This window comes from Streptomyces sp. TRD_SC_5 (assembly GCF_056836825.1).
The window spans coordinates 1410388-1422883 of the sequence record NZ_JBWZZS010000001.1 but is presented as its reverse complement, the minus strand read 5'-3'; the positions used below and the strand labels follow the sequence as shown (position 1 = coordinate 1422883).

The 12496-nt window shown below is 69.4% G+C and carries 11 protein-coding genes; 4 read left to right on the top strand and 7 right to left on the bottom strand.

Features of this window, described 5'->3' with window-relative positions; genetic code table 11:
* Window positions 1–41 precede the first annotated feature (41 nt).
* Together AC1P0E_RS06650 and AC1P0E_RS06645 are read right to left on the bottom strand one after the other, a co-directional pair.
* Window positions 42–1604 (bottom strand): S8 family peptidase, encoded by a 1563-nt coding sequence (locus AC1P0E_RS06650; RefSeq protein WP_482741213.1) that lies wholly within the window; start codon window positions 1602–1604, stop codon window positions 42–44.
* Window positions 1605–1644: 40 nt separating this feature from the next.
* A complete protein-coding gene (locus tag AC1P0E_RS06645) occupies window positions 1645–3180 on the bottom strand; it encodes a S8 family peptidase (protein ID WP_482741212.1) in 1536 nt (511 codons plus the stop codon).
* A gap of 251 nt (window positions 3181–3431) precedes the next feature.
* Here AC1P0E_RS06645 and AC1P0E_RS06640 point away from each other — a divergent pair, with 251 nt between their 5' ends.
* The 3 genes from AC1P0E_RS06640 to moaA all read left to right on the top strand — a co-directional run bounded on the left by AC1P0E_RS06640 (window position 3432) and on the right by moaA (window position 6607).
* Window positions 3432–3797 carry a DUF485 domain-containing protein gene (locus AC1P0E_RS06640; protein ID WP_482741211.1) on the top strand — a complete coding sequence of 122 codons (366 nt, stop codon included), beginning with the start codon at window positions 3432–3434 and terminating at the stop codon, window positions 3795–3797.
* Window positions 3794–5437 (top strand): solute symporter family protein, encoded by a 1644-nt coding sequence (locus AC1P0E_RS06635; protein ID WP_482741210.1) that lies wholly within the window; start codon window positions 3794–3796, stop codon window positions 5435–5437. The genes AC1P0E_RS06640 and AC1P0E_RS06635 overlap by 4 nt, the downstream gene beginning before the upstream one ends.
* A 180-nt stretch (window positions 5438–5617) precedes the next feature.
* On the top strand, window positions 5618–6607 hold the full coding sequence (moaA, locus tag AC1P0E_RS06630) for a GTP 3',8-cyclase MoaA (RefSeq protein ID WP_452807265.1): 990 nt from the start codon (window positions 5618–5620) through the stop codon (window positions 6605–6607).
* Here moaA and AC1P0E_RS06625 read toward each other — a convergent pair.
* Both AC1P0E_RS06625 and AC1P0E_RS06620 read right to left on the bottom strand, forming a co-directional pair.
* Window positions 6590–6850, bottom strand: a complete 261-nt coding sequence (locus AC1P0E_RS06625; protein WP_482741209.1) for a hypothetical protein — start codon at window positions 6848–6850, stop codon at window positions 6590–6592. The two genes, moaA and AC1P0E_RS06625, sit on opposite strands and share 18 nt — an antisense overlap.
* 184 nt (window positions 6851–7034) lie before the next feature.
* Entirely contained in the window at window positions 7035–7409 is a 375-nt protein-coding gene (locus tag AC1P0E_RS06620; protein WP_482741208.1) for a DUF3099 domain-containing protein, read from the bottom strand.
* Between the two features lie 210 nt (window positions 7410–7619).
* Here AC1P0E_RS06620 and AC1P0E_RS06615 point away from each other — a divergent pair, with 210 nt between their 5' ends.
* Window positions 7620–7895, top strand: coding sequence for a GlsB/YeaQ/YmgE family stress response membrane protein (locus AC1P0E_RS06615; protein ID WP_482741207.1), 276 nt, complete (start codon window positions 7620–7622; stop codon window positions 7893–7895).
* Window positions 7896–7994: 99 nt separating this feature from the next.
* Here the strand turns inward: AC1P0E_RS06615 and tyrS are convergent, their stop codons facing one another.
* The 3 genes from tyrS to AC1P0E_RS06600 all read right to left on the bottom strand — a co-directional run bounded on the left by tyrS (window position 7995) and on the right by AC1P0E_RS06600 (window position 12333).
* Window positions 7995–9263, bottom strand: coding sequence for a tyrosine--tRNA ligase (gene tyrS, locus AC1P0E_RS06610; RefSeq protein WP_482741206.1), 1269 nt, complete (start codon window positions 9261–9263; stop codon window positions 7995–7997).
* A 63-nt stretch (window positions 9264–9326) separates the two neighbouring features.
* Window positions 9327–10718 (bottom strand): metallopeptidase TldD-related protein, encoded by a 1392-nt coding sequence (locus AC1P0E_RS06605; RefSeq protein ID WP_482741205.1) that lies wholly within the window; start codon window positions 10716–10718, stop codon window positions 9327–9329.
* Window positions 10719–10809: 91 nt separating this feature from the next.
* Window positions 10810–12333 (bottom strand): TldD/PmbA family protein, encoded by a 1524-nt coding sequence (locus AC1P0E_RS06600; RefSeq protein ID WP_482741204.1) that lies wholly within the window; start codon window positions 12331–12333, stop codon window positions 10810–10812.
* Window positions 12334–12496: the final 163 nt, after the last annotated feature.

Here is a 12496-nt window from a genome sequence, read left to right as displayed (position 1 = left end):
CGGATGGAGTCCGGGCGGCCCGCTCTCCGCGTACCGCTTGCTTACTTCTTCGTCACGGCGTCCAGCGCGTCGGCGATGCCGACCCCGTAGAAGCCGTTGTAGTTCTTACCGCCCTCGCACACCGCGTCGATCTTGCCGTCGCCGTCGATGTCGTACGGGTCGGTGCACGGCGCAGCGTCCGCCTGGCTCGCCAGGAGGGCCTTGACGCGCTTCGCCGACGCGTGCGGATGCGTGCTCTTGATGAGCGCCGCCACACCCGCGACGTGCGGGGAGGCCATCGACGTACCGGCCATGTAGCCCCACTTGCCGCCCGGCACCGGACCCAGGATCAGGCCGCTCGTCGCGGGAGGCGCGGGCCGCTGGTACGCCGTGCTGTCGCCGCCCGGAGCCGCGATGTCGATGACACCGTGACCGTAGTTGGAGAACGACGACTTGAGGCCCTTCGCACCCGTCGAGGCGACGGTGACGACGCCCGGCAGCTGCGTCGGCGAGTCGAGGCATTCGCTCGGGTCGATGTCGCGCGGCACCGGCGTGGTGTCGTTCGGGCTCGTCGTGTCATTGATCGAGTCCGCCGCGAGATCGTAGTTCGAGTTGCCGGCCGCGGCGACGTTCACCGCGCCCTTCTTCTCGGCGTACCGCGAGGCCCGGACGATGGCGTCGACGAGCGCCTTCTGGTCCGGGTCGTCCTTGCAGTTGAACATCCACGGGTCGGTGTAATAGCTGTTGTTCGTCACATCGACGCCGTGCTCGGCCGCCCACACGAAGCCGCAGACGACCGACTCCGTGTAGAAGAAGCCGGCCGTCGTGGACACCTTGATGCCCGAGACCTTGACGCCCGGCGCGACACCGGTGACGCCGACGCCGTTCTTCGCGGCGGCGATCTCGCCCGCCACGTGCGTGCCGTGCGGGCTTTCCTCGGCCGACGGGCGCCAGGCGCCGTCCGCCGTGTTGGGCTTGCCGGTCACGCAGTTGACCGACGCCTCGCGGTCGAAGTTCGGCGCGAGGTCCGGGTGGGTGTCGTCGACGCCCGTGTCGATCACGGCGACCGTGACGTCCCTGCTGCCCAGCGTCTTCTCGTGGGCCTTGTCCGCCTTGATGGCGGGCAGGTCCCACTGCAACGGCTGCAGCGGGTCCTCACCGGCGACGGCTTCCGCGGACGCCGCCTTCGCCTGCGCGGCGGTGAGCGCCTTCGGCGTGCCGACGTCCTTCGTCGACTGCGCCGGCAGCGGCGCCGTGCGGGTCGCACCCGCCGACTGGACGCCCTTGACCCTGCGCATCGTCTTCGCGAACCCGTCGTTCGACGAGTGGACGACGATCACGCCGATCTGGTCGTACGCCTGGACGATCGTGCCGCCGGCCCGGCCGATGGCCTTCTTCACCTTGGCCGAATTGCCCTTGCCCGGACGTACGTTGACCACGTAACTCAGCGGCGTGCCGACGGCCTCGGTCACGGCCGGCCTGGTGTCGGCCGAGCCGACCGCGCCGAGCGCGTCGGCCGAGGTGGCCGACGCGGTGCCCGGCAGGAACGCGAGGGCGGCCGTGACGGCCATGCCGGCGGATATGGCCACGGTGCGGCGGGACCGCTGGGTGCGATGCGGCGTCATGAAATCTCCGGTTCGCGTAAGTGGGCGGGACCTTGGACGATCACTTCTTGACGGCGTCGAGGGCGTCGACGACACCGGCGCCGTAGTAACCGTTGTAGTTCTTGCCGCCCTCGCAGGTGGTGGCCTCGACCCAGTTGCCGGCCGCGTCGTAGACGTGGCTCGGGCAGCCCGGGTTGTCCGCCTGCTTCTTGAGCAGCCGCTGGAGCTGCGCGGGGCTCGCCTTCGGGTGCGCGCTCTTGAGCAGCGCGGCTACGCCCGCGACGTGCGGGGTGGCCATCGAGGTGCCCTGCTTGTAGCCGTAGCCGCCGTTCAGGACGGTCGACAGGACGCGGCCGTTGGCGTCCGGGGTGGCCGGGATCTGCCACTTGTCGCCGCCGGGGGCCGCGACGTCGGCGACGCCGTACCCGTAACTGGAGTAGTACGACTTGACGTTCTTGTCGCCCGTCGCGGTGACCGTCATGACGCCCGGCAGCTGGGTCGGGACGTCAAGGCACTCGGACGGGTCGATGATCCGGTCGCCGGGGGTGCTGTCGTTCGGGCTGGAGTCGTCGAGGATCTCGTCGGCCGACAGGTCGAAGTTCGAGTTGCCCGCCGCCGCGACGTTCAGGGCGCCCTTGCGCTCCGCGTACTTCGTCGCGCGCGTGAGGGCGTCGAGCAGCGCCTTCTGGTCCGGGTCGTCCTTGCAGTTGAACATCCACGGGTCGACGTAATAGCTGTTGTTCGTTACGTCGATGTCGTGCTCGGCGGCCCAGACGAAGCCGCAGACGACCGCCTCGGTGAAGAAGAGGCTGGTGCCCGGCTCGCTCACCTTGATGCCCGCGAGCTTCACGCCCGGCGCGACACCGGCGACGCCGAGTCCGTTGCGCGGAGCGGCGATCGTACCGGCGACATGGGTGCCGTGGTCACTGCCGTCGGCGTACGGACGCCAGGCGCCCTCCGAGGAGTCCGCGACGCCGCCCACGCAGTTGGCCGACTGGGACTTGGAGAAGTTCGGCGCGAGGTCCGGGTGCGTGTCGTCGACACCGGTGTCGATCACGCCGACCGTGACCCTGCTGCTGCCGTCATTGACCTTGGCGGCCTTGTCGGCGCCGATGGCGCGGATGTCCCACTGGTTGGCCTCCAGCGGCTCCTGACCCGGCGCCGCGGCGGCCTCCGCCTTCGCGGCCTCGGCCGCGGACAGCTTCTGGGTGGTGCCTTCCTCGGTGATGCCGACCGGGGTGAGCGGGGCGGTGCGGGTCGCGCCCGCCGACGAGACACCCTTGGCCTTGCGTATCTGCTTGCCGAAGTCCGGGTTCTGCGAGTGGACGACGATGACGCCGATCTGGTCGTACGCCTTCACCACCGTGCCACCGGCCTTGGCGATCGCCCGCTTCACCGCAGCGCTCGTGCCGTGGCCGGCCTTGGTGTTGACCACGTACGACAGCTTCGGTCCTGTGGCGGTGGACGCCGCGACGGCGGGGCCGTCGAGCGGCGCGGCCGAGGCGGCCGCTCCGGGCAGGAAGCCGAGCGAAGCCGTGAGAGCCAGTCCGACGGGCAGGGCGAGGGTTCGCTGCCGTCTGGATCCCAGATGAGCCATGGGTTCTCCACATCATCCGTGAGAGCCGCCCCTGCGCGGGTGCACATGAGCGGGTACATGACGAGTGAAGCTAGCGCCGATCATGCGTTCGTATCAACGTGTTGGGAAAAGAATGGCGGATGCCGAACCGAGTCGTGATGCGATCCGTGCCGTTGTCAGGGGGACGAGCAACACCGCCCCCCACCAGTGAGGTCATCTTGTCCAACCCACACACACCCACCCCCACCGCACCCGCGTCGCGAGGAGATTCCGTGGCAACCGATGCACCACCGCCCCAGGGCGGCACGGGCCTGATCCGAACAGGGCACACGACAGAGGAGTTCGTCGAGGTGCAGGAGAGCGCCGAGTTCGGCGCACTGCGCCGTGCCCACCGTTCCTTCGCCTTCCCCCTGACCATCGCCTTCATCGCCTGGTATCTGCTGTATGTCCTGCTGTCCAGCTACGCGGGCGGCTTCATGGGCACCAAGCTCTTCGGCAACATCAACGTGGCCCTTGTCCTCGGCCTCGCCCAGTTCGCCACCACCTTCCTCATCGCCTGGTTCTACTCGCGTCATGCCGCCACGCAGCTCGACCCGAAGTCCGAGGCCATCAAGTCCCGTCTGGAGAGCGACGCATGAGCCCCGCGCTGACCACGGCGACCACGCTCCAGTTCGCCGCCGCCGGTGACGCCAGCGAGCACCGGCCGCTGATCATCACCCTCTTCGGTCTCTTCGTCATCGCCACCCTGTTCATCACGGTATGGGCGGGCCGTCAGACCAAGAGCGCCTCCGACTTCTACGCCGGCGGCCGCCAGTTCACCGGCTTCCAGAACGGCCTCGCGATCTCCGGCGACTACATGTCCGCCGCGTCGTTCCTCGGCATCGCGGGCGCCATCGCCCTCTTCGGTTACGACGGCTTCCTCTACTCCATCGGCTTCCTGGTCGCCTGGCTGGTCGCGCTGCTCCTCGTCGCCGAACCGCTGCGCAACTCCGGCCGCTACACGATGGGTGACGTCCTCGCCTACCGCATGCGCCAGCGCCCCGTGCGCACCGCCGCGGGCACCTCCACCATCGTCGTGTCGATCTTCTACCTGCTCGCGCAGATGGCGGGCGCGGGCGTACTGGTCTCACTGCTCCTGGGCATCACCAGTGACGCCGGCAAGATCCTCATCGTCGCGCTCGTCGGCATCCTGATGATCGTGTACGTCACCATCGGCGGCATGAAGGGCACCACTTGGGTCCAGATGGTCAAGGCCGTGCTGCTCATCGCGGGCACACTGCTGATCACCTTCCTGATCCTGCTGAAGTTCAACTTCAACCTGTCCGACCTGCTCGGTACGGCGGCCTCCAACAGCGGCAAGGGCTCGGCGTTCCTGGAGCCCGGCCTCAAGTACGGCCTCACCGCCACCTCGAAGCTCGACTTCATCTCGCTCGGCATCGCCCTGGTCCTGGGCACCGCCGGCCTGCCGCACATCCTGATCCGCTTCTACACCGTCCCCACGGCCAAGGCCGCCCGTAAGTCCGTGAACTGGGCGATCGGCATCATCGGCGCCTTCTACCTGATGACGATCGTGCTCGGCTTCGGCGCCGCCGCGCTCCTCAAGCCCGGCGACATCATCGCCTCCAACAAGGCGGGCAATACGGCGGCCCCGCTCGCCGCGCTGGAGATCGGCGGCGGCGCCGGCTCCGCGGGCGGCGCGATCCTGCTCGCCGTGATCTCCGCCGTCGCGTTCGCCACCATCCTCGCGGTGGTCGCCGGCCTCACCCTGGCGTCCTCGTCATCGTTCGCGCACGACATCTACGCCAACGTCATCAGGCGCGGCAAGGCCACCGAGAAGGAAGAGGTACGCGCCGCCCGCTGGGCGACCGTGGCCATCGGCGTGGTCTCCATCGCGCTGGGCGCGCTCGCCCGCGACCTGAACGTGGCAGGCCTGGTCGCTCTCGCCTTCGCGGTGGCGGCGTCCGCCAACCTGCCGACGATCCTCTACAGCCTCTTCTGGAAGAAGTTCACGACACAGGGCGCCCTGTGGTCCATCTACGGCGGTCTGACCGCCTCCGTGGGCCTTGTGCTGTTCTCGCCGGTCGTCTCCGGCAAGCCCTCGTCAATGTTCCCGGGCGTGGACTTCGCGTGGTTCCCGCTGGAGAACCCCGGGCTGATCTCGATCCCGCTCGGCTTCCTGCTCGGCTGGGTCGGGTCCGTACTGTCCAAGGACGAGCCGGACAAGGGGAAGTACGCGGAGCTGGAGGTCAAGTCACTCACCGGCATCGGCGCGCACTGAGCGTACTGAGGGCCCGCGCTCTCCACCTTTCCCACAGCTGTGCCCCCGTGGCCGCGTCGTAGAGTCGTACGACGCGGCCACACAGGTCCCGTGGCATCGGGCCCCTGTTGTTGTCAGAGGTGTCGCGTAGGCTCGACAGCGTTCATCAAGGACGAATCCGGATCGGGGAGTGGGTCGACGATGCTTATCGACACTTATGGCCGAGTAGCCACTGACCTGCGCGTTTCCCTCACCGACCGCTGCAATCTGCGCTGTACGTACTGCATGCCCGAGGAGGGTCTGCAGTGGCTGGCCAAGCCGGATCTGCTCACGGACGACGAGATCGTGCGGCTGATCGGCATTGCCGTCACCGACCTCGGCGTGACCGAGGTGCGGTTCACCGGCGGCGAGCCGCTGCTGCGCCCGGGACTGGTCGGGATAGTCGAGCGCTGCGCCGCGCTCGCGCCGCGCCCCAAGATGTCCCTCACCACCAACGGAATCGGCCTCAAGCGCACCGCGACCGCCCTCAAGGCGGCCGGCCTGGACCGGGTCAATGTCTCGCTCGACACCCTGCGCCCCGACGTCTTCAAGACCCTGACCCGTCGCGACCGCCACCACGACGTCATCGACGGCATGGCCGCCGCCCGCGACGCCGGCCTGACCCCGGTCAAGGTCAACGCCGTACTGATGCCGGGGCTCAATGACGACGAGGCCCCCGACCTGCTCGCCTGGGCCGTCGAGAACGAGTACGAGATGCGCTTCATCGAGCAGATGCCGCTCGATGCCCAGCACGGCTGGAAGCGTGACGGCATGATCACCGCGGGTGACATCCTGGAGTCGCTGCGTACCCGCTTCACGCTCACGGCGGAGGGCGAGGACGAGCGCGGCTCGGCGCCCGCCGAGCGCTGGGTCGTCGACGGCGGCCCGCACCGCGTCGGCGTCATCGCCTCGGTCACGCGCCCGTTCTGCCGGGCCTGCGACCGGACCAGGCTCACCGCCGACGGTCAGGTACGCACGTGCCTGTTCGCCCGCGAGGAGTCCGACCTGCGCGGCGCCCTGCGCTCCGGCGCTCCGGACGAGGAGATCGCCCGGCTGTGGAAGCTGGCGATGTGGGGCAAGAAGGCGGGCTCCGGCCTCGACGACCCGTCCTTCCTGCAGCCCGACCGCCCGATGTCAGCCATCGGAGGCTGACCGGGCTGCCCACTCCTCCAGCGTCACCACGTCCTTCAGGAAGCCGCGTACGCCAAGGAATTGGGACAGGTGCTCACGGTGCTCGTCGCACGCGAGCCACGTCTTGCGGCGCTCGGGCGTGTGGAGCTTCGGGTTGTTCCAGGCGAGAACCCACACGGCGGCGGAACGGCAGCCCTTGGCGGAGCAGACAGTGGCCCCGGCGTCGGCCGAACCGGGAAAAAGAAGGGAATCAGGGGAGTTCACGCACTCAACCCTAGGTCACAAGGGCGACGCCGAGCAGCCACGGGGGGAGCTGCCCGGCGTCGGTCCGTCGCTCCGACGGGGGATGCGGAGCGCCTACGAAGTATGTCACGCGACACGGGGTGCGGTGCACCGGAACTTCATGATTGATCTGAGCTTTTCTTGAGCTTTGCAGACCGCAACAGGATCAACTGTGTTCATGCGGCTGTTGCTCACGGCCCTGGCCCGGCGTCTCCGGCGCGGGTTCCGGTGCGGCCGGTTCGTGCGAACTCTCCAGGGCCGGCCGCACGGGCGTCGGAATGTTGGCCGAGGGCAGGGAAGAGGCGTTCTCCCGGCCGCCGTTGGCGATCACCACGGCAATGTAAGGGAGAAGGAGCCCCAACGCCAGGGCCACGATCGCGACGTGCCGCTCCACGTTCCACAGGACGGCCGACAGGATCACGGCCAGGGTCCGTACCGACATCGAGATCACGTACCGGCGCTGGCGCCCGCGCACATCGTCGGCCAGGGCCGGCCGGGCTCCGGTGATCCGGAAGACCTCGGCGTCGCTCTTCTTCCGCATCACGTCGCACCACCCGTTTCCCTGCCGGACGCTCCCTGACCGGACGCCTTCCACGGTACGCCGACGCTGCGACGCCTTCGAGAGCGGGGCGTCCTTCAGCGGGGTGTCCGCCCACCGCCGGACCACGTATGGCGGTGTCCGGCATGCGCCGTACGCGCGGCCGTCGGAGACTGGGCGAACATGCGCACACCGCGCCGATGAGGAGGCGACATGAGTTGGTTGTGGGCAATCATCGTGGGTCTGGTCCTCGGTCTGCTCGCCAAGGCGATCATCCCGGGCAAGCAGCAGATCCCGCTGTGGCTGACGGTCGTCTTCGGCATCCTCGGCAGCATCGTCGGCAACGCCGTCGCCGCGGGGATCGGCGTCGACGACACCAAGGGAATCGACTGGATCCGGCATCTGCTCCAGCTGATCGGCGCCGTGGTGATCGTCGGACTCGGCGACATGCTCTGGGCATCGATGAAGGGCAAGAAACGCCGGGCCTGAGCGATGCGCGGTCGCTTGCGCGACAGAGAAACGCGACAGAGAAGCGGCCGGGACGTGGACGATTCCACGCTCCCGGCCGCTTCTCTGTGCGCGAGTGACTCAGCCGGCCGCGACCTCGATCGCCGCCAGGTTCTTCTTTCCGCGCCGCAGCACCAGCCAGCGGCCGTGCAACAGGTCATCGGTCGCCGGTACGGCGTCCTCGTCGGCGGCCTTGACGTTGTTCACGTAGGCCCCGCCCTCCTTGACCGTACGGCGGGCGGCCGACTTGCTCGGCGCGAGGCCGACCTCCACGAAGAGGTCCACGACGGACCCCAGCTCCGTGACCTTGGCGTGCGGGAGCTCCGACAGCGAAGCGGCCAGCGTTGCCTCGTCGAGACCGGCGAGCTCACCCTGCCCGAACAGCGCCTTCGACGCCGCGACGACCGCCGCGCACTGCTCGGCGCCGTGCACCAGCGTCGTCAGCTCCTCGGCCAGCGCGCGCTGGGCGGCGCGCGCCTGCGGCCGCTCCTCGGTGAGCTTCTCCAGCTCTTCGAGCTCGGTGCGGCTCTTGAAGCTGAGGATGCGCATGTACGGAGAGACGTCCCGGTCGTCCACGTTCAGCCAGAACTGGTAGAACGCGTACGGCGTGGTCATCTCCGGGTCGAGCCAGACGGCGCCGCTCTCGGACTTGCCGAACTTCGTGCCGTCCGCCTTGACCATCAGCGGCGTGGCCAGCGCGTGCACGTTGGCGTGCGGCTCCAGGCGGTGGATCAGGTCGAGACCCGCCGTGAGGTTGCCCCACTGGTCGCTGCCGCCCTGCTGGAGCGTGCAGCCGTAGCGCCGGTACAGCTCCAGGAAGTCCATGCCCTGGAGCAGCTGGTAGCTGAACTCCGTGTAGCTGATGCCCTGGTCGGACTCCAGCCGGCGGGCGACCGAGTCCTTCGCGAGCATCTTGCTGACCCGGAAGTGCTTGCCGATGTCCCGCAGGAACTCGATCGCGGACAGCCCCGCGGTCCAGTCCAGGTTGTTGACCATGGTGGCCGCGTTCGGGCCCTCGAAGGACAGGAAGGGCTCGATCTGGGCGCGCAGCCGCGCCACCCAGTTCGCGACCGTCTCCGGGTCGTTCAGCGTGCGCTCGGCGGTCGGCCGCGGGTCACCGATCTGGCCGGTGGCCCCGCCCACCAGGGCGAGCGGCCGGTGTCCGGCCTGCTGGAGCCTGCGGACGGTGAGGACCTGCACGAGGTGCCCCACGTGCAGGCTGGCCGCCGTCGGGTCGAAGCCGCAATAGAACGTGACCGGACCGTCCGCGAGCGCCTTGCGCAGTGCGTCCTCGTCAGTGGACTGGGCGAACAGCCCGCGCCACTTCAGCTCGTCGACGATGTCCGTCACGGTCTTGACTCTCCTTGAACGATTCTTGAAGGCTGTGGATTGTTCCCGGCCAGTCTATGGGCGTCATACGCCCTGGCTGACCGAACTCATGTTGAAGTCAGGGATGCGCAGCGCCGGCATCGCGGCCCGGGTGAACCAGTCGCCCCACTCGCGCGGCAGCGTTTTCTCGGTACGTCCGGCCTCGGCGGCCCGCGACAGCAGGTCGACCGGCGACTCGTTGAACCGGAAGTTGTTCACCGCGCCGACCACCTCGCCGTTCTCGACGAGATAGACGCCGTCCCGGGTCAGCCCGGTCAGCAGCAGCGTCGCCGGGTCGACCTCGCGGATGTACCAGAGGCAGGTGAGCAGCAGCCCGCGCTCGGTCGCGGCGACCATCTCCGCCGGCGAACGCTCCCCGCCGCCGTCCAGGACGAGGTTGCCGATCGCCGGGGCCACCGGCAGCCCGGTCAGCCCCGCGCTGTGCCGAGTGGAGACCAGGTGCTCGAGCTTTCCCTCCCGCACCCAGTCGGTCGGGGCCAGCGGCAGCCCGTTGTCGAAGACGGAAGAGTCGTCGCCCGAGGCGTGCGCGACGACGAAGGGCGCCGACTCCAGGCCGGGCGCGTTCGGGTCGCTGCGCAGTGTCAGGGGCAGCTCGGACAACGTCTCGCCGACCCGAGTCCCTCCACCGGGCTTGCTGAACACCGTCCGGCCCTCCGCCGCGTCCCTGGCCGCCGACGACCACAGCTGGTAGATCAGCAGGTCGGCGACGGCGGTGGGCGGCAGCAGCGTCTCGTACCGCCCGGCCGGGAGGTCGATCCGGCGCTCGGCCCAGCGGAGGCGCTCGGCCAGCTCGGCGTCGACGGCCGCCGGGTCCACGTCCTTGAAGTCCCGCGTGGAGTGGCCGGCCCAGGCGGAGCGCGTACGGTCCGGCGACTTGGCGTTGAGCTCCAGCGTGCCGTTGGGCTGATCGTGCCGCAGGCGCAGACCCGTCGACGTACCGAGATAGGTGGAGCTCATCTCGTGGTTCGCGAAGCCGTACAGCTCGCGGCCGCCGGCCCTGGCACGGGCGAAGGCCTCGCCGAGCGCGGGCGCGAAGTCGGCGAAGACGCCGGACGAGGTCTCGGCCGGTGCGTCCGTGAAGTCGGGGGACGCGAGCACCCCCGAGACCAGTGGCTGAGCGTCCTCGGCGGGCCCGGCGCCACGCGCGGCGGCCTCGGCGGCCCGTACCAGCGGCTCCAGATCGCCGGCGGTGACGCCGGACCGCGACACGACACCGGACGCGGTCCCCTCGGCACCGTCGACGGTCGCGATGACGGTGAGGGTGCGTCCGCGAGTGACGCCGTTGGTCGTCAGCGCGTTGCCGGCCCAGCGCAGATTGGCGGACGAAGTCTCGTCGGCGATGACGACGCAGCCGTCGGCCGTGGACAGCTCCAGAGCCCGCTCGACGATCTCGTACGGCTTGGCTGTGCGGCTCATCGGCCCGCCTCCTGCGTCGTGTTGAGACTGTGCTTACCCGGGGGGCGACCCCCGGACCCCCGGCCGGAGGCCGTGCGGGAGGGCTGCGGATTCATCGGCCCGCCTCCTGCGTCGTGTTGAGGATGTTCACGCCCCGGAAGAGGGCCGACGGGCACCCGTGCGAGACCGACGCGACCTGGCCCGGCTGGGCCTTGCCGCAGTTGAAGGCGCCGCCCAGGACGTACGTCTGCGGGCCGCCGACCGCCGTCATCGAGCCCCAGAAGTCGGTGGTCGTCGCCTGGTACGCCACATCGCGCAGCTGCCCCGCGAGCCGCCCGTTCTCGATCCGGAAGAAGCGCTGCCCGGTGAACTGGAAGTTGTAGCGCTGCATGTCGATGGACCACGACCGGTCCCCGACCACATAAATCCCGCGCTCGACACCCCCGATCAGATCCTCGGTCGAGAGCCCGCCCGGATCCGGCTGGAGCGACACATTCGCCATGCGCTGCACGGGCACATGGCCGGGGGAGTCGGCGTAGGCGCAGCCGTTCGACCGCCCGAGCCCGGTCAGCTTCGCGATGCGCCGGTCCAGCTGGTAGCCGGTGAGCGTCCCGTTCTTGATCAGGTCCCAGGACTGCGCCTCGACGCCCTCGTCGTCGTACCCCACCGTGGCGAGCCCGTGCTCGGCGGTCCTGTCGCCCGTCACGTTCATGACCGACGACCCGTACGCCAGCTTCCCGAGCTGGTCGAAGGTGGCGAAGGAGGTCCCGGCGTACGCCGCCTCGTAGCCCAGCGCGCGGTCCAGCTCGGTCGCGTGCCCGATCGACTCGTGGATGGTCAGCCACAGATTCGAGGGGTCCACCACCAGGTCGTACGTCCCCGACTCGACACTCGGCGCGCGCATCTTCTCGGCGAGCAGCGAGGGCATTTGCTCCAGCTCGGAGTCCCAGTTCCACCCGGTCCCGAGCAGGTACTCCCACCCCCGCCCGACCGGCGGCGCGATGGTACGCATCGAGTCGAATTCACCACTCGTCGCGTCCACCGCGACCGCCGTGAACTGCGGATGCAGCCGCACCCGCTGTTGAGTGGTGACGGTGCCGGCCGTGTCCGCGTAGAACTTGTTCTCCTGCACGGTCAGCAGCGACGCGTCCACGTGCGCGACCCCGTCGGCCGCCAGCAGCCGCGCGCTCCAGTCGGCGAGCAGCCCCGTCTTCTCCTCGTCGGCCACATCAAAGGGACTGATGTCGTACGACGAGACCCACGTCCGGTCCGCGTGCACGGGCTCGTCGGCCAGCTCCACCCGCTCGTCGGACCCCGCCGCCTTGATCACCTTCGCCGACAGCTTGGCCATGGCCACGGCCTGCCCCGCGACCCGCGCGGCGGCGTCCATGCTCAGGTCCACGCCGGACGCGAACCCCCAGCTGCCGCCGTGCACCACCCGTACCGCATACCCGAGGTCCGTGGTGTCGGAGGAACCCGACGGCTTGGCGTCGCGCAGCCGCCAGGCCGCGCTGCGCACCCGCTCGAAGCGGAAATCGGCATGATCGGCGCCCAGCGCACGGGCACGCGCGAGCGCCGCGTCGGCGAGCGCGCGCAGCGGCAGCGCTGTGAACGCTTCGTCGATGGAATGAGGCACAGATGACTCCTGTCGTCAGAGACCGGTCCCTCAGATCATGTCGCGCCCACAGCTCCCTTGCCCACCACTTTCTGTAGGGACCCGACAGCGACTTCCGCGCGGCGCTGTCAGGGGCCGATTCTCCGTACGTGGCCCGGTACCGATAGTTTCGGTCAGTACCAGA